This window comes from Microbacterium keratanolyticum (assembly GCF_016907255.1).
GTDB classification, from domain to species: Bacteria; Actinomycetota; Actinomycetes; order Actinomycetales; family Microbacteriaceae; genus Microbacterium; species Microbacterium keratanolyticum.
The window spans coordinates 1,493,841-1,513,561 of record NZ_JAFBBQ010000001.1 but is presented as its reverse complement, the minus strand read 5'-3'; the positions used below and the strand labels follow the sequence as shown (position 1 = coordinate 1,513,561).

The 19,721-nt window shown below is 65.9% G+C and carries 17 protein-coding genes; 3 read left to right on the top strand and 14 right to left on the bottom strand.

The genetic code is table 11. The annotated features are described in order from the left end of the window. Nucleotides 1-6: 6 nt before the first annotated feature. Both JOD62_RS07205 and dnaB read right to left on the bottom strand, forming a co-directional pair. Nucleotides 7-1,404: a reverse transcriptase family protein gene (locus JOD62_RS07205; RefSeq protein ID WP_204938620.1), complete on the bottom strand. Its 1,398-nt coding sequence runs from the start codon at nucleotides 1,402-1,404 to the stop codon at nucleotides 7-9. A gap of 231 nt (nucleotides 1,405-1,635) precedes the next feature. Beyond that, nucleotides 1,636-3,027 (bottom strand): replicative DNA helicase, encoded by a 1,392-nt coding sequence (gene dnaB / locus JOD62_RS07200; RefSeq protein ID WP_204938619.1) that lies wholly within the window; start codon nucleotides 3,025-3,027, stop codon nucleotides 1,636-1,638. Nucleotides 3,028-3,560: 533 nt separating this feature from the next. On the opposite strand from dnaB, the gene JOD62_RS07195 reads away from it, so the two are divergent. Then, nucleotides 3,561-4,499, top strand: coding sequence for a hypothetical protein (locus tag JOD62_RS07195; RefSeq protein WP_204938618.1), 939 nt, complete (start codon nucleotides 3,561-3,563; stop codon nucleotides 4,497-4,499). A gap of 81 nt (nucleotides 4,500-4,580) precedes the next feature. Then, nucleotides 4,581-5,756, top strand: a complete 1,176-nt coding sequence (locus JOD62_RS07190; protein WP_204938617.1) for a chaplin family protein — start codon at nucleotides 4,581-4,583, stop codon at nucleotides 5,754-5,756. Nucleotides 5,757-5,870: 114 nt separating this feature from the next. On the opposite strand, the gene rplI is transcribed toward JOD62_RS07190, so the two are convergent. The 9 genes from rplI to JOD62_RS07145 form a co-directional block, all read right to left on the bottom strand. Continuing rightward, entirely contained in the window at nucleotides 5,871-6,323 is a 453-nt protein-coding gene (rplI, locus tag JOD62_RS07185) for a 50S ribosomal protein L9 (protein WP_204938616.1), read from the bottom strand. A 14-nt stretch (nucleotides 6,324-6,337) separates the two neighbouring features. Further along, nucleotides 6,338-6,592, bottom strand: coding sequence for a 30S ribosomal protein S18 (gene rpsR, locus JOD62_RS07180; RefSeq protein WP_040168021.1), 255 nt, complete (start codon nucleotides 6,590-6,592; stop codon nucleotides 6,338-6,340). A gap of 60 nt (nucleotides 6,593-6,652) precedes the next feature. Continuing rightward, entirely contained in the window at nucleotides 6,653-7,153 is a 501-nt protein-coding gene (locus JOD62_RS07175; RefSeq protein ID WP_204938615.1) for a single-stranded DNA-binding protein, read from the bottom strand. A 5-nt stretch (nucleotides 7,154-7,158) separates the two neighbouring features. Continuing rightward, the gene (rpsF, locus tag JOD62_RS07170) at nucleotides 7,159-7,524 is read right to left on the bottom strand and encodes a 30S ribosomal protein S6 (protein ID WP_204938614.1); all 366 of its coding nucleotides are present in this window, start codon (nucleotides 7,522-7,524) and stop codon (nucleotides 7,159-7,161) included. A 209-nt stretch (nucleotides 7,525-7,733) separates the two neighbouring features. Continuing rightward, entirely contained in the window at nucleotides 7,734-9,389 is a 1,656-nt protein-coding gene (locus JOD62_RS07165; protein WP_204938613.1) for an ABC transporter ATP-binding protein, read from the bottom strand. Further along, nucleotides 9,386-10,243 carry a sugar phosphate isomerase/epimerase family protein gene (locus JOD62_RS07160; RefSeq protein ID WP_204938612.1) on the bottom strand — a complete coding sequence of 286 codons (858 nt, stop codon included), beginning with the start codon at nucleotides 10,241-10,243 and terminating at the stop codon, nucleotides 9,386-9,388. Before JOD62_RS07160 ends, JOD62_RS07165 begins: the two co-directional genes overlap by 4 nt. Then, nucleotides 10,240-11,145 (bottom strand): ABC transporter permease, encoded by a 906-nt coding sequence (locus JOD62_RS07155; RefSeq protein ID WP_204938611.1) that lies wholly within the window; start codon nucleotides 11,143-11,145, stop codon nucleotides 10,240-10,242. Before JOD62_RS07155 ends, JOD62_RS07160 begins: the two co-directional genes overlap by 4 nt. Nucleotides 11,146-11,147: 2 nt before the next feature. Next, entirely contained in the window at nucleotides 11,148-12,098 is a 951-nt protein-coding gene (locus JOD62_RS07150) for an ABC transporter permease (protein WP_204938610.1), read from the bottom strand. A gap of 59 nt (nucleotides 12,099-12,157) precedes the next feature. Further along, nucleotides 12,158-13,717 (bottom strand): ABC transporter substrate-binding protein, encoded by a 1,560-nt coding sequence (locus JOD62_RS07145; RefSeq protein WP_204938609.1) that lies wholly within the window; start codon nucleotides 13,715-13,717, stop codon nucleotides 12,158-12,160. Between the two features lie 289 nt (nucleotides 13,718-14,006). On the opposite strand from JOD62_RS07145, the gene JOD62_RS07140 reads away from it, so the two are divergent. Further along, complete coding sequence (locus JOD62_RS07140) at nucleotides 14,007-15,095, top strand: LacI family DNA-binding transcriptional regulator (protein ID WP_204938608.1); 1,089 nt, start codon at nucleotides 14,007-14,009, stop codon at nucleotides 15,093-15,095. A gap of 49 nt (nucleotides 15,096-15,144) precedes the next feature. Here JOD62_RS07140 and JOD62_RS07135 read toward each other — a convergent pair whose 3' ends face one another. The 3 genes from JOD62_RS07135 to JOD62_RS07125 are packed head-to-tail and all read right to left on the bottom strand — an operon-like array spanning nucleotide 15,145 to nucleotide 19,711. Continuing rightward, nucleotides 15,145-16,794, bottom strand: a complete 1,650-nt coding sequence (locus JOD62_RS07135) for a hydantoinase B/oxoprolinase family protein (RefSeq protein ID WP_204938607.1) — start codon at nucleotides 16,792-16,794, stop codon at nucleotides 15,145-15,147. Beyond that, nucleotides 16,791-18,854 carry a hydantoinase/oxoprolinase family protein gene (locus JOD62_RS07130; RefSeq protein WP_204938606.1) on the bottom strand — a complete coding sequence of 688 codons (2,064 nt, stop codon included), beginning with the start codon at nucleotides 18,852-18,854 and terminating at the stop codon, nucleotides 16,791-16,793. The genes JOD62_RS07135 and JOD62_RS07130 overlap by 4 nt, the downstream gene beginning before the upstream one ends. Further along, a complete protein-coding gene (locus tag JOD62_RS07125; protein ID WP_204938605.1) occupies nucleotides 18,851-19,711 on the bottom strand; it encodes a PfkB family carbohydrate kinase in 861 nt (286 codons plus the stop codon). Before JOD62_RS07125 ends, JOD62_RS07130 begins: the two co-directional genes overlap by 4 nt. Nucleotides 19,712-19,721: the final 10 nt, after the last annotated feature.

Genomic DNA, 19,721 nt, shown 5'->3' with positions numbered 1-19,721 from the left:
CAATCGCTACGGGCTTCCCCAGTCGATGCGTGAGAACTCCCGACGCAGCTTTGCTCCTCGCCCAGGGTTCAGGCTCTCGACCCAGGAGATCCGTCCCAGCAGGTGGGCACGGAAGTCGCTCGCGTCTGAGCGATTCTGCGCGGCTGGGCCGTGGACGGCGCAGTTGTGGAGGATCGCCTTGAGCCGGTCGAACTCGACGCGAGAGAGATTCGGATGCTGGTTGACGACGATGCCCGTGACTGCCTGACGAGTGCCCTGTCGTCGGACGCGCGTCTTCGCCGGGTTCGCGATGTGCCCTTCGTCGGCGATGATGCGTCGGACGCCGCGAACGAAGGCATCCGGCCGTCTTGCGATCACGCCGCTGCCGCTGAAGGTCAGATCATCCGCATAGCGCGTGTAGCTGGCTTCCGCCTTCTCGGCCCACCCCGTCAGCCGCGAGTCGAGCCGGCGCACCGCGAGGTTTGCCAGCATCGGCGACGATGGCGCCCCCTGCGGCAGATGGCTTGCCGCAAGCGCCCGCCGCAGAGCGAAGCGCTCCTCCGGCGACCCGCCGGGAGGCATCGCCGCCAGTACCCGCGGGGGTACGGCGTTCGTGCACAGCCCGGTGATGGCGTGAGCGATCTGCTCGTCGTATCCCGCCTGCCGGAGCGTTCCGTAGATGCGGGTCGCGGTGACGCGCGCGAAGAACGTGGTCAGGTCGAGCGAGATGACGATGTCGGATGCCACGTGCCGCGCGGCCCCCGTGACGGCACTCCGCCCGGGAAGGAAGCCATGCGCCGCGTCGTTCGCAGGAATGCGTGACAGGAGCTGATCCAGCAGGGCGCGCTGGGTGCGTCGCATCCGGTCCTCGGGCACCTCGAGCAGCCGCGGGACGCGCCCCGGACGAGTCCGCCATTCGTAGCGGTAGTGATGGAGACTGCCAGGGCGGGCCCGTCGATTCCAGTTCTTCGTGTCGGCGAGCCACTCAAGGTGCCCGAGGCTGAGATCGAGCAGCGCGGCGAGCTCCGGGAGGGTACGGAGCCGCGGCAGAGGGGGCTCCGGATCCAGCGGATGCGACAGTGCGGGCGGATGCTGCGGCGCGAGCGGCCGGTAATGAATCTGCTGCGGGGCGCGCCGTGCCGCGGCCTTGGAGACGCCTTCCCGAAAGGCGGGAGAGTCTTCGATCAGTGTGGCAAGCAGCCGCGGTGAATCGTGAGGCGCTCGCACGAGGTCGCCGAGGATCTCATCGACGACAGGTCCGAGCCAGCGGCGGCGGGCACCCAGAACGCGCGCCCCGGCTGCCATCAGCTCGGGTCGAGTCCACGACGGAGTCTCGAGGAAGGCGTCGGCAAGCGCCCGGGCAATCGCGGATGCCGCGGGCTGCGGACTGTGCCCCAGGGCGCGGGCGGCCGCGGTCGACGTCATGCGCTAACGCTCGCCAGATGCGAACGCAGCGTGCGATGGCGGGCGCACGACTCGTCCATCAGTGCGGGCGCTGTACTGCGCGAAGCGCAGGGAGGCGCCTGCGGCGTTTCTGTCAGCTCAGCCTGCGTGCCCCGGGGTATCCCCGGAGAGGATGGAACACCTCGTGAACCACCCGCCTCGTCCGCCCGCCATCGCACGCCGCCACCCTAGCAAGAGGGGCAGACACCCGGCTTAGCCGAACCCGCCGCCGCCACCGAAGTCGCCACCCGGCGCCATGTCGGTGAAGCGCGAGAAGTGGCCCTGGAAGGCGATGGGGATCGTCGCGGTGGGGCCGTTACGGTGCTTGGCGACGATGAGGTCGGCCTCGCCCGGGCGCACGTCCTTGTCGTAGACAGAATCGCGGTGCAGCAGCATCACCATGTCGGCGTCCTGCTCGATCGAGCCGGACTCACGCAGGTCGCTGATCGCGGGCTTCTTGTCTTGGCGCTGCTCAGAACCACGGTTCAGTTGCGACAACGCGATGACGGGAACCTGCAGTTCCTTCGCGAGCAGCTTCAGCGCACGTGAGAACTCCGAGACCTCCTGCTGACGAGACTCGACGCGCTTGCCGCTCGTCATGAGCTGGAGGTAGTCGATGATCACCATGCGCAGGCCCGCGCGCTGCTTGAGGCGGCGACACTTCGCGCGGATCTCGACGAGCGTCATGTTGGGGCTGTCGTCGATGTACAGCGGAGCGTCGTTGATACGCCCGCGGGTCGCGGCGACGGTCGTCCAGTCACGCTGGTCCAGCGTGCCCTTACGCATGCTCTGCAGCGGGACGGATCCCTCCGCGCTGAGCAGTCGCATGGCGATCTCGGCGCGCCCCATTTCGAGCGAGAAGAAGATCGACGGCTGGTTGTGCCCGATGGATGCTGCACGGGCGAAGTCCAGCGCGAGCGTCGACTTACCCATGGCGGGACGAGCGGCGATGACGATCATCTGGCCGCCGTGCAGGCCGTTCGTCAGCTCATCCAGCTCACGGAATCCTGTCGGCACGCCCGTCATCGAGCCATCGCGACCACTCGCCGCTTCGATCTCTTCGAGCGCTGAGTCGACGGCGATCGTGAGCGGGACGTAGTCTTCGGTCTCTTGCCCGCCGGTCACGGAGTAGATCTCGGCCTGGGCGTTGTTCACGAGGTCGGTGGCGTCGCCCTGGCCGTCGTAACCCATCTGCACGATGCGGGTTCCGGCATCCACGAGCTTGCGCAGGATCGCGCGCTCGGACACGATGCTCGCGTAGTAGCCGGCGTTGGCGGCGGTCGGCACGATGGAGGTCAGCGAGTGCAGATAGTCGGCGCCGCCCGCGCGCCCGAGGTCGCCCGACTTGATCAGCTCGTCGGTGACGGCGACGACGTCGGTCGGCTCACCGTGCGAGTAGAGCGTCAGGATCGCGTCGAAGATGAGCTCATGCTTGGGGACATAGAAATCGGTGCCACGGAGCGTCTCGATGACGTCGGCGACCGCGTCCTTCGAGAGCAGCATTCCACCCAGGGTGCTCTGTTCGGCGATCAGGTCGTGCGGTGGGGTGCGTTCGGGTCCGCGCCCTCCTCCGAGGCGCTCGTCCGAGATGTCAGCAATCGACACGTGACCCCTTCCGCTGTCAGCGACCTGTGCGCGCCCGCCCGGATTCCGAGATCGCTTCGCTGCCTGGATCGGGCCGCGGCGACCCTGACACAACAAGACCACAGGCCTCGGACATCGGGGGGCTCCCCCACGCTACGAGCGCCCTTATCCCCACGCAACAGAGCCTGTGGATAACTGTGTGGAGAGTGTGCGAAGAACTCCGGCATGTCTGTGAACAAGCTCTGTGTATAACTGTGGGAACAACTCAATGGTTGCCTAAGTTATTTCGCTCTGACCTGGTATTTGCTGTTTCCCCAGGATGTGGATAACAAGCGACTTAAACCCCACGTTGAAGGTTTGTCAGTGATCTATGCACGTGTGTACAACTGTGGGGAAAGTCAAGTCGAAACTGCGCCGGGCGCGCCTCCGCGGAATCACGCGGTTTCTGTCCGAGCTCCGAGAAAGTCGGTCTAGACGGATGCCCGTGTGAGGAGTACATTCGGCTCCTACAACCCCAGCTCCGTGCAAGACGTTCCTTCAGAGGGGAAGGTGACGTGGACGCTCTCGCGTGTAGGACCCGCCGTGCCATCACCGGCCTCCTCGGTGGAGCCGTGATCGTGCTCGGCTGGGTTGTGCTGAGCATCGCGCTGAGCTCCGGATCCGCGTCGGCGGTCGAGCGCCCGACCGGGCTGCTCGAAGATCTCACCTCCGTCGTCAGCGACACGACGTCATCGATCATGTCACCGGTGTCCGACGTCCTCGGTGTCGTCGAGACGGTGATTGCCCCCGAGCCAGTCGTCGACGGCGTCACCGAGGTCGTCGAGTCCCTGCCGGTCGCCGGGCCCCCCGCTGCAGCCATCGTCGAAGAAGTCACCGACGACGTTCTGGTCGTCGTCGATACGGCGGTCGATACGGTCGACACGGTGCTGGACGTCGTCGATACGACGGTTGGCACAGTCGGCACGGTCGGCTCCGAACTGGACGACACTCTGGCTCCGGTGATCGGGGTCGTCACCCCCGTGGTCGACGACATCGTTGCCCCCATCGTCGAGATCGTTCTTCCCGGGGTGACGACTCCGAGACCCGAGGTCACGCCACCAACGCCGGCATCACCGGTTCTCACTCCCGCTCCGGTCGCACCGGCCGCGATCACACCCAGCGCTTCGCTCCTGGCCTCCGCATCCGCGACGGCGGGGACGTCCGGTCGCACACCGACCGCGAGCGCATCCTCGGCATGGCAGACGGATGCTGACGACATCCCGCCGTCCGCAGCGCCCTCGCCGCCGACATCACCCCAGGGCCCCGCGCACGCACCGTCGGGAGTTTCTCCCTCTGCGTCCGCTTCCAGTGGCGCGGGAGGATCGAACGGGACGGCCGGGCACCTTCCTGGCGCCTACGACAAGACGCTCCTTGCGTCTGCACACGCATCCGGCGCCGCCAGCGAGGCGCTGCCGTCATCGCCGACGTTCGACACTGACGCCTCACCTGACTGACCTGCCTTGAGCCGCCGCACAGGCGGAAGAACCCGCGCGTTCGCGCGCCATCACTCAAAGCAACCAGTCAGGAGATACATCATGCGTACTTTCATCAAGCGGGCCCTGTGGGGCCTGCTCCTCGCCGGCGGGGTCACCCTGCTCGGCGCGACAGCCGCCAATGCGGCAGAGACCACGGGCGAGGATGGGCTGCTCTCGGGCACGCAGATTCTCGCGCCCGTCACAGCACCGCTGTCGCTCGTCGGCAACGCGATCTCGGTGCTCGGCACGTCCGTGGTGGATGCGCCGGCACCCACTCCGGTTCCCGAGCCTGCACCCGCACCCGACGTGGTGCTGGCGCACAGCGAGGAAGCCGCGCCGGCGACCTCCGGGGATGACGGCGCAGCATCCGGCACACAGGCGGTCGTCACCGTGAACGTGCCGGTGTCCGTCACCGACAACGCTCTCGGAGTGCTGGGAACGGCGGAGGCCGAGTCCACGCCTGCGCCGCCCGCGGCGCCGGCAGCCCCGCCGGCGATCACCACCAGCGGCATCGACGGACTGCTCTCGGGCACGCAGGCGCTGCTGGACGTCACCGTGCCGGTGGACGTGTCCGGGAATGCCATCGCCGTGCTCGGCGACAGCACGGTGTCGCAGGCACCCGCCGGTACGACGGCTCCGGCACCCGCCCCGGCACCCGCTCCCGCGCCGAACACCTCGGGTGATGACTCGATCCTCGGCGGCACGCAGGTGCTCGCGCCGATCGCGGTTCCGGTGAGTGTCGTCGGGAACGCGATCGCGGTTCTCGGCGACAGCTCGGCGGAGGGTTCGCCCGCCACGGGCCCGTCGACGGGCGGGTGGTCGACCCCGACCACGGGTGGTGGCGGTTCGCTCCTGGGCGGCACGCAGCTGGGCCTCCCGGTCTCGATTCCGATCACTGTCGGCGGCAACGCCATCGCCGTTCTCGGCACCAGCGTCGTCGAGACGCCGGGAACCACCCCCGGGACCGACCCCGGTACGGACCCGGGCACGGACCCGGGCACGGACCCTGGTACGGACCCCGGCACTGATCCCGGGACCAACCCCGGCACCACTCCCGGAACGAACCCGGGGAACACCCCGGCGAGCACGCCCGGATCGACGCACGCGTTCGCAAGCGGCAGCGGTTCGACGCCGATGCTGGCTTCGACGGGTGGGGCGGCGCCGGTCGCGCTGGTGGTTCTGAGCCTGCTGCTGCTCGCGGCCGGCGGGTTCGCTCTTCGCGGTCGTCGCGCCTAGCTGAATCGCGGTGAGGGATGCCTCGGAGCTTACGACTCCGAGGCATCCACCCCCGCACTCATGCGGAACGGCCCCTGTCCCGAGGGACAGAGGCCGTTCCGGAGGTGTCGCGCCTTACTTGGCGGCGACGACCTGCAGCGTGATGACGGCGGTCACGTCGTCGTGCAGACGAACCGTGGCCTGGTGCTCGCCGACGACCTTGATCGGGGCGGGGATGTGCACCTTGCGCTTGTCGATCGCACCGAGGCCGGCTGCAGCAACAGCGTCAGCGACGTCGGCGGTCTTGACCGAACCGAAGAGACGGCCTTCGCCGCCTGCCTTGACGGCAAGGCGCACCTTGGCGCTCTCCAGCGTGTTCTTCAGGGCAACAGCGTCGTCGCGGTCGTGGATCGCGCGTGCCTCGCGGGCAGCACGGATCGACGCAACCTGCTTCTCGCCACCGCGCGTCCACGCGACAGCAAAGCCCTGCGGGATGAGGTAGTTGCGGGCGTACCCGTTCTTGACCTCGACAACGTCACCGGCTCCACCGAGCCCGGCGACCTCATTCGTAAGAATCAGCTTCGACATGATGGGGCTCCTCCTTAGCGGCCAGCGCCGGCGTAGGGCAGGAGAGCCATCTCGCGTGCGTTCTTGATCGCCTTGGCGATCAGACGCTGCTCCTGAACCGAGACACCGGTGATACGACGGGCGCGGATCTTTCCACGCTCCGAGATGAACTTGCGGAGGGTCGCGACATCCTTGTAGTCGATGACACCAACGCGGATCGACTTCGCGGGAGCGGCGTTCTTCGCGCCCTTCCGCGGCTTGCGGCGGTCGCCGCTCGACTTTCCAGCCATGGTTTTTCCTTAGTTTTTTGCGGATGCTGCCGCGCTATGCGCGCGCATCCCGAGACTTGATCAGAACGGAGTGTCGTCGCCGAAGCTGCCCGGAGTGCTCCAAGCATCTGCGCTGGTGGACGAACCGGGGGTAGACCACGGCTCTTCCGACACCTGCTGCTGCGCAGGACGAGACTGTCCGCCGCCGCCACCGTTCGAGGCAGCGCGGGTGACCTGCGCCGTGGCGTACCGCAGCGAGGGGCCGATCTCGTCGACCTCCAGCTCGATCGCCGTGCGCTGGTTGCCCTCGCGGTCCTGGTAGGAACGCTGACGCAGACGGCCGGTCGCGATGACCCGCATGCCCTTGGTCAGTGAACCTGCCACGTGCTCCGCGAACTCACGCCACACGGACGCGCGGAGGAACAGCGCTTCGCCGTCCTTCCACTCATTCGCCGCACGGTCGAAGTTACGAGGCGTCGATGCGATGGTGAAGTTCGCCACCGGCAGCCCGTTCTGCGTGTACCGCAGTTCGGGGTCGGCCGTGAGGTTGCCCACCACGGTGATGACGGTTTCGCCGGCCATGGGTCTTAGGCCTTCGCTGCCTTGGGCTTGCGAGCAGCCTTCTCCTCGGCGCGCTTGGCCTCAGCAGCAACCTGTGCGATTGCTTCTTCGGCGCGGAGCACCTTGGTGCGGAACACGAGCTCGCTCAGACCGAGCTGACGGTCGAGCTCCTGCGTGGCCTCGCTGGTGGCGGTGAAGTTGACGACGGCGTAGATGCCCTCGTTCTTCTTGTTGATCTCGTAGGCGAAACGGCGCTTGCCCCAGATGTCGACCTTGTCAATCGAGCCACCATCGTTGGTGATGACCTTCAGGAACTTGTCGAGGTTGGGGGCAACCTGGCGCTCATCCAGCTCGGGGGTCAGAATGACCATGAGCTCGTACTGGTGCGTCACTTACCCACCTCCTTCGGACTAGAACGGCTCCCGGGACTTTCCCGGAAGCAGGAGGGTGTGTTGCACGTGTCTGTCCGTAGCCGGCGATTCCGGATCTGGGCAGACAACCTCAACAGTCTAGCCGAAGTCGAGCACGTCATACGACACGCCCGAGTGGCGCGCGAGGTCGGGGGACAGAGCCACGCCGCGCGCATTACCCGGCGCCCGAATCAAGCGATCCGACGCTGACGCTGGACAACGGGGTCAGGCACAGGCGCCGCAGCCACCAGGCGCCGCGTGTACGGCATCTGCGGGTTCGTGAGCACGCCACGCGCTGATCCCTGCTCGATGATCGCGCCCTTCTGCAGCACGACCACGTTCTCCGACAGCAGCTCGACCACGGCGAGGTCGTGACTGATGAACAGACAGGAGAATCCAAGGCGCTCCTGCAGCTCCTGGAAGATATCGAGGACCGCGGCCTGCACCGAGACATCCAGCGCTGAGGTTGGCTCGTCCGCGATGAGCAACTTCGGCTCCAGAGCAAGCGCACGGGCGATGCCCACCCGTTGACGCTGGCCACCGGAGAGCTCGTGCGGGAAGCGTGATGCCCACGCTGCGGGCAACTCCACCTGTTCCAACAGATCCGTGACGCGACGACGACGTTCGGCCGCCGACAGCTCGGAGCGGTGAACCGCGAGCGGTTCCGCGATCGAAGCCCCAATGGAAACGCGCGGGTTCAATGACGACGCTGGATCCTGGAAGACCATTCCATAGGCAGCGCGCGCACGGCGCAGCTCGGCACCGGCGACAGAGGTGACGTCGGTGCCCGCGATCTCCACGCGTCCCGACTCGATCGGGAGCAGGCCGACGACGGCCTTGCCGATCGTCGACTTGCCGGATCCGGATTCACCGACGAGGCCGACAACCTTGCCAGCCGGAACCGCAAAGCTCACGCCCTCGACGGCGAGGAAGCCGGGCTTTCGCCACGATCCGGGATAGCGGATGTGCAGATCGTCCACGACGAGCGCGGGCGGCGTCGCTGGCTCGACATCAGGGGCCGCCTCGCGCACCTCTGCGGTGAGCAGGCTCGGCTTAGGGACAGCGTTGAGAAGCCGCTGTGTGTACGCATTCTGCGGTGCGGCGAACAGCGAGTAGACATCGGCCGCCTCGACCACGAGGCCGTCCTTCATTACGACGACCCGATCCGCCATCTCTGCGACCACGCCCATGTCATGGGTGATGAGCAGAATCGACATCCCGCGGCTTTCCTGCAGGCTGCGCAGCAGGCGAAGGATCTCCGCCTGCACGGTGACATCGAGCGCCGTTGTCGGTTCATCCGCGATAAGCAACTTCGGCGAACCAGAGATCGCCATTGCGATCATCGCGCGCTGCCGCTGCCCGCCGGAGAGCTGGTGCGGGTACGAGGTGATGCGTCGCTCAGGTTCAGGGATGCCGACCTCACGCAGCAGTTCGACAGCTCGAGCCAGCGCCCCACGGCGGCTGAGCTTCTCGTGCAGCAGGATGGCATCCGAGATCTGACGGCCGATCGTGTACACCGGGTTGAAGGCAGTCATCGGCTCCTGGAAGATCACCCCGATCGTGCCACCACGCAACTGACGCAACCGCGCCGGACCCACGCCAATGAGCTCCTCCTCGCCCCAGCGAACGGACCCCTTGCGCACGGCTGTGCGCGGGAGCAAATCCAGAATCGACATCGCCGTCACCGATTTTCCCGACCCCGACTCTCCGACCAGCGCAAGCGTCTCGCGTTCGCCGATCTCGAAGCTGATGCCATGTGTAACGAAGGTGGTCTCCGCCTCCTTCGTGAAGCCGACCCGCAGGTCATGCACGCGCATCAGAGGCTGAGAGGTTGTCGCTTCGGTCATGCGCTGGCAGCCTTACTTGCTTCCAGAATCGTCGTGAGGCGCCGAGTACCGTCAATGCAGACATCCTCGGAGCTGGCAATGTTCCGCCAGGTGTGGGTGCGGACCGCCATCTGCGGCAGACCCACCGGAAAATGCTCATACACGATGAGGTCGTCATAGCCGACGTCTGCGAGCGCATCGAACACGCCCTTCCACGGCACTTGTCCCGTTCCGGGTATCCCGCGGTTGCTCTCGACTCCATGAAAGTGCCCGAGCTTAGACCCTACGCTCCGGATTGCGGAGGGAGTGTCCGACTCCTCGATGTTCATATGCCAAGTGTCGAGCTGGACCAGTACATGTGTGGAGTTGACTTCCTCCACTAGTGCAAGCGCATCGGCAGCTGTGTTGAGAAAGTACCCCGAGTAGCGACTCACCGGCTCAACCGTAAGGAGGACATCGGCTGCTTCTGCAGATACTGCGGCATGACGCAGCGCATCAATGCTCCACTGCCACTCCTGCACCGTTCGAGGGCGCCCCACGAACACACCATTGGCGGAATGCAATCCCCCACAGATCTTGCGTGCGCCGATCTCATGCGCGATGTCGATACAGCGTTGCAGATGAGCGAGCCCATCTGCGCGCTCCGTAGCGTCAGAACTGACCGTATTCCGGTGCGCAGGTAGTGCGACGCCAAGAACAACATCGAGTTCTGTCTCGGCCACCCCCGCCACCACTTCGCCTACCGGAAATGTGGCTGGATCGCCGACGTTGATCTCGATCGCATCCATCCCAAGCTCCCGCACCGTTCGCAGCACGCCACGCGGGTCCTCTGCGATCTCGTGGGCGAACATCTGGCTGTGAGCACCGAACTTCATGGCAACCGCCTTCCGGTCGAGACGCGACGCGTCTGGATTGTCTCGGTTCGCGCGAACGCAACCGCCTTATCTTTCTTGGATCGCCGACGACGCGGATCCAATGAGCGTTCAAGGGCGTCCGCCAGCACCGAGAAGGAGAGGACCGTCGCCACGACGATGCCTCCCGCGATGAACAGCAGCATGGGCGAGCGCGTCATCAGCGCTTGGCCCTCCGCGATCATCCCGCCCCACGAAGGGTCAGGAGGCACAACACCGAGGCCGAGATAGCTCAAACCGGACGACAGGAGGAGCGCTGCGGCGAGGGTGAGCGACATTTGGACGAGCACCGGCGCTATGACACCGGGAAGGATGACGCGGAACAGCACTCGCGCTTTGGGCGTGCCGATCACAGTGCTCGCCTGCACGTATTCGAGGTTACGCAAAGTGAGAACTTCACCGTAGACGATGCGGGCGAAAGCGGGGGCGAACAGGATCCCCATCGTGACGATGAGCGTGAGCACGCCAGGACCGATCATCGTGACGACCATGAGCGCGAAGACGATGGGCGGGAAAGCAAGGATGACCTCGATCGAACGCATCGACAGCAGGTTCACGATGCCCTTGCTGCTGCCACCGATCAGGCCGATCGTGACGCCAAGCGTGGCGGCGAGCGCCGCGGCACCGAAGGCGACCACAAGGTCAATCCGCGAGCCGTAGATCAGGCGCGAGAGCACGTCGCGACCGAATTGATCCGTACCAAGCAGGTGCTCAGCGCTCGGCAACGCCAGTCGCTGTGCACTCTGCGCGACAGGGTCAAACGGCGCCACGATGGGCGCGAAAACGGCGAGCAGGATCAGCAGCGCAAGAAACAGCGCCGAGAGCAGGACGCCGGGGGAACGAAGTTCACGAAGAAATGCCGACATGATTACTGCGTCCGTCCACGCGGGTCGAGGAAGCCATAGGCGATGTCGACCGCGATGTTGATGAGAATGAAGATGGCGGCGATGACCAGCACCACGCCCTGCACGAGCGGGTAGTCGCGGGCGGTAACGCCGTCGATGAGCAACCCGGAGAGACCAGGCCAGCTGAACACGCGCTCGATGATGACGGTGCCGCCGAGCAGGCCACCGAGCTGAAGCGCGGTGACACTGAGCACAGGCGAGAGCGAGTTGCGCAGGACGTGCTTGCGGAAGACCGTGCCTTCACGGTTGCCCACCGCGCGACCCGTGCGCACCCAGTCCTGGTTGAGCACTCCAAGAACGGAGGAGCGCGTCATCCGCGCCACGATTCCGGTGAAACCGATCGACAGCGCGATCACCGGGAGGATCAGGGTCTGTACGAAATCGCCGAAGTCACGATCCGGCGGGGTGTAGCCGCCGGAGGGGAGCCAGCGCAGCTGCACGCCGACGACGTAGACGAGGATGACGGCCGCCACGTACGAAGGAACCGCGACGGCGAAAGACGTACCGGCGAGTGTGAGACGGTCGACCCATCCCCCACGTCGAGCGGCGGCCGCGCCGAGAGCGATCCCGCAGATTACCGAAATGACCGTTGCGGTCAGAACGAGCTGAAGTGTCCGCGGCAGGCGGAGCGCAATGTGCGAGGCGACAGTGTTGCCGTCCTGCACGGACTGACCGAGGGTGCCAGAGAGTATATCCCCAAGGAAGTGGAAATACTGCTGCCACAGCGGCAGATTCAGGCCGAGCTTCTCTCGCAGCTGCTCGACGGCTTCTTCCGTCGGAGTCGCTCCTGTGCCGGTGAGGATGAGCCGTGCGGGGTCACCCGGCACGAGCTGCATCGCCAAGAACACGACGGTAGCGACGACGAAGAGCAGCACGATACCCGCGGCAAGCCGCCGGAGAATCATCATCGCCATCGGTCATTCCTTCCGTACTGCTGGCCGGGCACCCCAGAGGGTGCCCGGGCAGTCAGGTCTTACTTAGATGTGGTGGTGGCCAGCGTGTAGCCCGAGTTGAACGTGAGGAATCCCGGGATGTTCGTGAATCCGCTGATCGTGTCGGACAGACCGTAGGCCTGCGAGCGCCATGCCAGGCCCACGATCGGAGCCGTCTCGAGCACGTACTCGCCCAGCTCGTCGTAGATCGCCTTGCGTGCGTCAAGGTCTGCTTCGGCACGGCCCGAGGCAAGCAGTTCGTTCACCTTCGCGTCGTTGTAGCCGAAGGGAGCGTTCTGCGCGCCGGCAGGCGTGAGGATCTGGTCAAGGAAGGCCGGGTCGTTTGTGACGCCCACGGTTCCGTAGACGGCGATGTCGTAGTCGCCGGCTGCGCCGATCTCGAGACGGGTCGGCCAGTCAGGGAGGTTCATCTCGAGCTCAATGCCGATCGCCTTGAGGTCGTTCTGCACCGAGATCGCGGTGTCCTGGTGGAACGAGTACTGCGACGACGAGAGCATCCGCGCAGTGAAGCCGTTCGGGTAGCCCGCCTCAGCAAGCAGTGCCTTGGCCTTTTCCACGTCCTTGGTGAAGTGGTTAGCCTGGTCGGCGTTGTAGAAGTCGGATCCCTCGGGGATCGGCATGCCTTCAAGCGGCGCGCCGACGCCACCGAGCGCTGCGTCGACGACGGCCTGGCGGTCGACGGCCCACGCGACGGCCTCGCGCACCTTCGGGTTCGAGAACGGCGAACCCTCGGTGGTGTTGAAGAGGAGGTACATGAACGGGCCCTCGGTGGCGTCGAGCACGAGGTTGCCCGCGCTCTCGACCTGCGAGTAGCTGTTCCAGCCAACGAAAGAGGTCATGTCGACGCTGCCGCTGAGCAGAGCGTTGTCACGGGCTGCCTGGTCGGGGATGATGCTGAACTCGATCGTGTCGTACGAGGGCTGACCGTCCTCGTAGAACGCGTCGAACTTCTCCACGACGAAGGACGTGCCCTTCTCGTAGCTGACGTACTTGTACGGGCCGGCACCAATATAGGTGGGGCCTTCCGAGCCGACTTCCTCGGAGGGAAGGATCGCGCCGGAGACATCTGCCATGTACGACAGGAAGGCGGCGTCGGGAGCACTCAGCTCGACGACGACGGTCTCTGCGTCCGGCGTCTCGACCGAGGCAATTCCCTTGGCTGCGGGGTAGAGCTTTGCAACGCTGTCGGGGTTCGCCATGTGCTCGAGGCTGGCCTTGACGTCGGCGCTGTCGAGCTCGCTGCCGTCATGGAAGGTGAGGCCTTCGCGCAGGTGGAACGTAAAGGTCTGTGCCGCTTCCTCTTCCCAGGTCTCGGCGAGAGCCGGGACAATCGCGCCGGTCTTGTCATACTGCACGAGTCCGCGGTGGAGCACACCGTTGAGGATCATCGACGCGCTGCCCTGGTTCTGCGGGGTGACAAGGTTGGGAACGTCGCTGTCGAGTCCGAATCGCAGGGTCGTCGATCCTGCGGCGGCGCCTCCGCCATCGGTCGAGGAACAAGCAACCAGGGAGGCTGCGGTCGCGGCGACGGCGACAACCGCGCCAACCGTGCGACGCATCCGCGCTGACGTGTTCACCATGGTGAATCTCCTTTGACTTCTCGACCGCGATGCGGCCGCGTGCTGTGTACGACCCGGGCGAGTCGTCGGTATGTGGTCTGATGCGTTCGCTCAGCCATGCCGACCGGCCGCCATCAGCCGGGGTTGAAAGTCCATTCTGGGAACGTTCCCTCAACCCTGTAATAGACACTCTCGCGAAAAATGGGAACGGTGTCAATCACAAAGGGCACAATTGATCAAATGATGTTCGCGAAACCGGCCATGAATGGCATCGGTACGATGCGAGCAACGCTTCAGTGAAAGGCAGTCCATGACGCAGCGCCACGCCTCTGCCACAATAATCGACGTCGCCAGGGAGGCAGGTGTCTCCAAATCCGCCGCCGCACGTGTGCTCGCGCGCAGTGGATCCGCGAGTCCGCAGACCAAGCAGAAGGTGCTCGAAGCCGCAGAACGACTGGGCTACCGCCCCAACCAGCTCGCGAAAGCGATGAAGTCCGGCCTCACCCACACCCTGGGCGTGGTGCTGCCAGACGTCGCCAACCCCTTCTTCTCCGCCGTCCTCCGCGGCTTCACCGACGCGGCACGATCCGCCGGATTCGAGGTCCTTGTCAGCAACACCGACAACGACCCCGAGATCGAGAGCAGCTCCATCGAACTGCTCGCCGAGAAGCGCGTCGACGGCATCGCGATCGCCCCCGTGTTGCAGAGAGATCCCCAGGCCATCGCCCGGATCGCCGCCGAAGGCATCCCCGTCGTCCTCCTCGACCGCCGCCTGCCGACCCTCGCCGCCCTCCCCCTCGTCTCCGCTGATCACGCAGACGCCACGGCACAGGCCGTGCGCGCGCTCATCGACAACGGGCACACTCGGATCGCGCTGCTCACCGAGGCCACGCAGAGCCTGGACGAGCTCCGCGCTATCGCCGAAGGCCCCGACGACGCGTACTTCGCTCTTCTTCGCCCGTCCGCGCAGCGTGTGATCGGCTACTTGCGCGCTCTCGCCGCCGCGGAGATCCCCGCCGACGAGCACCTGCTGCTGCGCTCCGCGTACTCCGTCGATGACGCCCAGCGTGCCGTGGAGGCGTTCCTCGACAGTGGCGTCACCGCCACCGCCCTGCACTCGACCGACGCCGCGCTCACCTCCGGTGCCTACCGCGCCCTCACCGCACGCGATATCGCCGTGCCGCAGGATCTGGCATTCATCGGCTTCGATGACCAGGACTGGACGACCCTCGTGCGCCCTGCGGTCTCCGTGATCGACCAACCGCGACAACGGCTCGGCGCGACAGCCGCCACCACGCTGATCGGCGCGATTCGCGGACATGCACCATCCGCCCACGACCACCTGCTCAACGCATCGCTGCTCATGCGCGATTCCGTGGGTTCCATCACCCAGGCATAGAAAACGGGAGGATGCTGGGTCACAGCATCCTCCCGTCCGTCTCAACGCATCAGCTGTTGTTGTAGCTCTGCGCCGTCTCGTCAGAGATTCGCCCATCGCGCAGGTCGCGGGCGATTCGTTCCTCCGAACGCTTGCTCGGGTCGCCGTAACCACCGGCGCCCGCCGTCTCGATCGACGCCCACTGGCCCGGCTGCATGACCGTGTAGCCGTGGTCGATCGGGCGCGTGTCCTCGCTCAGCTCACAGTGCGCCGAGTCGCCGTCGCCACCGCCGAAGACACCCCACGGCTGTGACTTCTGACGGCTCGTGTCGAGCCAGAAGTGCACGTCCGGTGCCTCTACGCGGATCTTCCGGCGGATACCCATGCCACCCCGGTGCTCACCGGTTCCGCCCGAGTCCTCGATGAGCTCGTAGGCCTCGACCATGAGCGGATACTCGCTCTCCAGGCTCTCGACCGGCAGGTTCGACGTGTTCGTCATATGCACCTGCACACCGTCGAGACCGTCCTTGTTGAAACGGGCACCGCTGCCGCCGCCGATCGTCTCCAGGTAGACAAAGTCACGTCCACGCACGGCATCATGGCCCGAGAAGTGCACGCCGGTGTTGGCGCCGTTCGACGCTCCCGTTACACGCTCCGGCACGGCCGGGGCGAGTGCACCCTGGATCAGATCGACGATGCGCTGGCAGGTCTCACTGCGGCCGTTGACTGCCGCGGGTGCCGAGCAGTTGATGATGGATCCCTCAGGCGCCTCGATCGTCACCGGACGGTAGAGCCCGGCGTTCGGAGCGATGTCCGGATCGATCAACGTCTTGATCGTGTAGTAGACCGCGGCGTAGAGCCCGGTCCACACGACGTTGACGCTGGCTCGTACCTGCGGCGGGTTGCCCGCAAAGTCGAACAGCATCTCTTCGCCGCTCACGACGATGCGCACCTTCAGGGTGAGTTCATCGTCGAGCTCCGGAGCATCGAACTTGTCCTCGAAGGTGTACTCACCGTCGGGGAACTCGGCGATCGCCGCACGCGTACGACGCTCCGTATAGTCGAGCAGCTCGTCACCGATCGCGCGCACCGTCTCCACGCCGTAGCGCGCACACAGCTCTTCGTAGCGCGTGACTGCAACGCGCAGCGCCGCTTCCTGCGCCCGAAGATCAGCGATTCGCTCCTCGGGAATCTGGCAGTTGAGCAGGATGAGCTGCAGCAGCTCCTCCTGGCGCACGCCCTCCTTGACCAGGTGCACCGGAGGGATCCGAATTGCTTCCTGGAAGATGTGCGCATGGCCACGGTCACCGAAGTCCGCGTGGTGCGCGAGCGTGGCAGCCCAAGCGCTCAACTCGCCATCGACGAAGATCGGCGCCGCCAGAACGATGTCCGGCAGGTGCGATCCGCCACCCGTGTACGGGTCGTTACCGATGAAGATGTCACCCGGCTGAATCTGCTCCAGCGGGTAGCGCGCACGCAGCGCCTCCACGATGCCCATGAGCGATCCGAGGTGCAGCGGTGAGCCACCCTCATCCTGCGCGATTGCCTGGCCGGCGGCGTCGAAAAAGCTCGCCGTGCAGTCGCGGCGTTCCTTGATGTTGGGCGAGTATGCGGCCTTGACCAGCGTCTCGCTCATCTCTTCGACGATCGTGGAGAACGCCGAACCGACGACCTCGATCAGCACCGGGTCGAGCCCGGATCGCTTCTGCACTGCACTCATGACTGAGCTCCGATCTCGATAATCAGGTTGCGGTAGGAATCGACACGGCAGTGGTCCCCGGGCAGCAGCACCGTGGTGGTGTCCATCTGCTCGACGATCGCCGGGCCTTCGATGACATCGCCGGGCGTCAACAGCGCACGGTCATAGACCGGGGTGTCCACGAAGCCGACAGCAGGATCGAAGCAGGAGCTGCGCAGGTCAACGCGTGCGGCATCCGCTGTGTTCTCGGTGACCTCGTCCTCGCGAACGTCGAACCGCGGTGCGGATCCACTCGCCTCCAGACGGAAGGTCACCGCCTCGATCTGCGCATCCTCCGAACGGTAGCCGTAGACACGCTCGTGTGCCTCGTGGAACAGCTCCACGATGGGCGTCACGCCGCTGGCAGTGAAGCTGTAACCCTCGGGAATCTCGACAGCGAGCTCGAAGTTCTGGCCGCGGTAGCGCAGGTCCATACGACGCACAGCGGCACGTCCCTCTTCCGAAACTTCTTCCTCGACGAACCACTCATCGGCGTTCTCGGTGAGCTCCGCGAAGATCGCGTCGATGGCTACGCTGCCGGCCTCGGCCACGGGGGCGATGTGCGTGCGCATGAAGTCCGTCTTGACGTCGGTCATGAGCAGCCCCAGTGCCGACTGTGCGCCGGGGATCTCGGGGACCACGATGCGACGCATGCCCAGCTCGCGCGCCAGGCGCGAGGCGTGCAGGGGTCCTGCGCCACCGAAGGGCACGAGGGCGTAGTCACGCGGGTCGTAACCACGCTGCACCGAGACAACACGGATCGCGCGCGCCATGTTGGCGGTCACGACGCGGAGAATGCCGAGCGCGGTCTCCTCCACGCTGAGCCCGAGCGGCTCGGCGAGGCGACGCACCGCGGCAACGGAGGCTTCGCGGTCGATCTTCATCTGGCCGTTGAGCAGGTACTCGGGGTTGAGCATCCGCAGCACAACGTTGGCATCGGTTACGGCAGCGCCGTCACCGTTGCCGTAGCATGCGGGGCCGGGGAAGGCTCCGGCGCTCTGCGGGCCAACGCGCAGGTGGTTGCCGCTGTCGATCCAGGCGAGCGATCCGCCACCGGCACCGACCGTGTGGATGTCGAGCATGGGCGAACGGACCGGGCGGCCGTCCAGCTCCATTCCGGCGGTGACCTTGGGCTTGCCCTCCTGCACGAGCGAGATGTCTGACGACGTTCCGCCCATGTCGAAGGTGATGATGTCGGGGAATCCGGCGGCCGAGCAGATCTGCGCGGCACCGACGACACCGGTGCTGGGACCGGAGAGCACGAGACGCACGGGCATCGACTCTGCCGTGCGGAACGGGATCACACCGCCGTTGCTCTGGGTCACGTGCGGGATCGCACGCAGGCCCTGGTCTGCCAGCACGCCGCGCAGGCGAGACAGGTAGTTCGCAACGACGGGACCGACGTAGGAGTTCGTGACCACGGTCGACAGACGCTCGTACTCGCGGAACTCCGGCAGGACGTCGCTCGAGAGCGAGACGTAGACGCCGGGAAACTCTTCCGCAATGATCTCGGCGATGCGCTTCTCGTGCGTCGCGTCGAGGTAGCTGTAGAGAAGACAGACGGCGATAGATGCCACGCCCTCTTCACGGAGTTCGCGCACAGCCAGGCGGACGTCATCCTCGTTGAGGGGTGTCTCGACGACGCCAGTGTGGCGAAGGCGCTCGGTGACCTCCTTGCGCAGGTGGCGGGGAACGTGCGGCTCCGGCTTGTCGACCTGCGGGTCGTACATCGCGGGGCGGCGACCACGTCCGAGTTCGAGCAGGTCGCGGAAACCACGGGTCGTGATGAGGCCGGTGAGCGCGCCGCGTCCGGTGAGGAGGGCGTTCGTGCCAACCGTCGTCCCGTGCGCGAAGTACGCGACTTCACCGATCTCACGGTCACCGATTTGATCCAGGATCTCCGTGACGCCCTGCACGATCGCGCGCCCCGGGTCATCCGGGGTGCTAGAGACCTTACGCACGTGCACGCGAGCGGTCTGCTCGTCGAATGCGCAGATGTCTGTGAACGTGCCGCCTGTGTCGACGCCGATCCGCAGGCTCATCGGGTTACCGCCTTCTCATCTGTCTGGGTGGAAGCCGCTGCGGACTGCACCGCCGCGACGTTGAAGGGCATTCCGTGCCCGAAGGCACCGTGTACCTGGCACACCTGTGCCGCGTGGGCACTGGCGGCGGCGAGCATCGTGCCGGTCTCACGACCGGTACCGAGGCCCACCAGGATGCTCGCGATGAACGCGTCACCGGCACCGAGCGTGTCGAGCGCGCTGACACGATCCGCCTGCTGGTGATGCACCCGGTCGCCGACGCCGAAGTAGGCGCCTTCGTCACCGCGGGTGACGAGCACGTGCTGCGCGCCGGCGGCTCGTGCGGCTGCGACCAGTTCCCGTGCTCCATCTTCGCTCAGGTGGCTTCCGGAGAAGGACGCGAGGTGGAGGTGCGGGAGCGCATCGTTGACGGCGTCGAAGTCGAAACGGCTACCGAAGTCGAATGACACCAGCGTGCGCGCGGCCATCTCGGCTACCCGCGGAAGCAGGGTGCCGGCGTAGCCGCTGTGCACGACGTCATAGCCGCGCATGAGCTCAAGCTGGGCCGCGTCGAGCTCGAAGATCGCGGTTGTCCGGTCGGAGCGCAGGAACACGCGGTCGTTGTCCTGCAGCTCCACGTCGGCGGTGGCGTTGGGGCCACCGCCAACGCGGACGTGCGTCGTGTCGACGTGCTCGGCATCGAGCGAGGTGAGGATGTGTCGCCCCACGTCGTCGTTGCCGACGACGCCGAGGTATGCGGCGTGGACACCCATACGCGCGGCGAAAACCGCCACGTTGAGGGCGTTACCCCCGGGGAAAAGTGTCGCCAGGTGCAGATAACGATCAGCGACGTTATCGCCAGCGCCGAGTATCTTCATTGTTCTTGTG

Excerpts from the sequence above, each read along its gene's own strand:
- JOD62_RS07205 (WP_204938620.1), bottom strand. The coding sequence starts at position 1,404 with ATGACGTCGACCGCGGCCGCCCGCGCCCTGGGGCACAGTCCGCAGCCC.
- JOD62_RS07190 (WP_204938617.1), top strand. The coding sequence starts at position 4,581 with ATGCGTACTTTCATCAAGCGGGCCCTGTGGGGCCTGCTCCTCGCCGGC.
- rplI (WP_204938616.1), bottom strand. The coding sequence starts at position 6,323 with ATGTCGAAGCTGATTCTTACGAATGAGGTCGCCGGGCTCGGTGGAGCC.
- rpsR (WP_040168021.1), bottom strand. The coding sequence starts at position 6,592 with ATGGCTGGAAAGTCGAGCGGCGACCGCCGCAAGCCGCGGAAGGGCGCG.
- JOD62_RS07175 (WP_204938615.1), bottom strand. The coding sequence starts at position 7,153 with ATGGCCGGCGAAACCGTCATCACCGTGGTGGGCAACCTCACGGCCGAC.
- JOD62_RS07165 (WP_204938613.1), bottom strand. The coding sequence starts at position 9,389 with ATGACCGAAGCGACAACCTCTCAGCCTCTGATGCGCGTGCATGACCTG.
- JOD62_RS07160 (WP_204938612.1), bottom strand. The coding sequence starts at position 10,243 with ATGAAGTTCGGTGCTCACAGCCAGATGTTCGCCCACGAGATCGCAGAG.
- JOD62_RS07155 (WP_204938611.1), bottom strand. The coding sequence starts at position 11,145 with ATGTCGGCATTTCTTCGTGAACTTCGTTCCCCCGGCGTCCTGCTCTCG.
- JOD62_RS07150 (WP_204938610.1), bottom strand. The coding sequence starts at position 12,098 with ATGGCGATGATGATTCTCCGGCGGCTTGCCGCGGGTATCGTGCTGCTC.
- JOD62_RS07145 (WP_204938609.1), bottom strand. The coding sequence starts at position 13,717 with ATGGTGAACACGTCAGCGCGGATGCGTCGCACGGTTGGCGCGGTTGTC.
- JOD62_RS07140 (WP_204938608.1), top strand. The coding sequence starts at position 14,007 with ATGACGCAGCGCCACGCCTCTGCCACAATAATCGACGTCGCCAGGGAG.
- JOD62_RS07135 (WP_204938607.1), bottom strand. The coding sequence starts at position 16,794 with ATGAGTGCAGTGCAGAAGCGATCCGGGCTCGACCCGGTGCTGATCGAG.
- JOD62_RS07130 (WP_204938606.1), bottom strand. The coding sequence starts at position 18,854 with ATGAGCCTGCGGATCGGCGTCGACACAGGCGGCACGTTCACAGACATC.
- JOD62_RS07125 (WP_204938605.1), bottom strand. The coding sequence starts at position 19,711 with ATGAAGATACTCGGCGCTGGCGATAACGTCGCTGATCGTTATCTGCAC.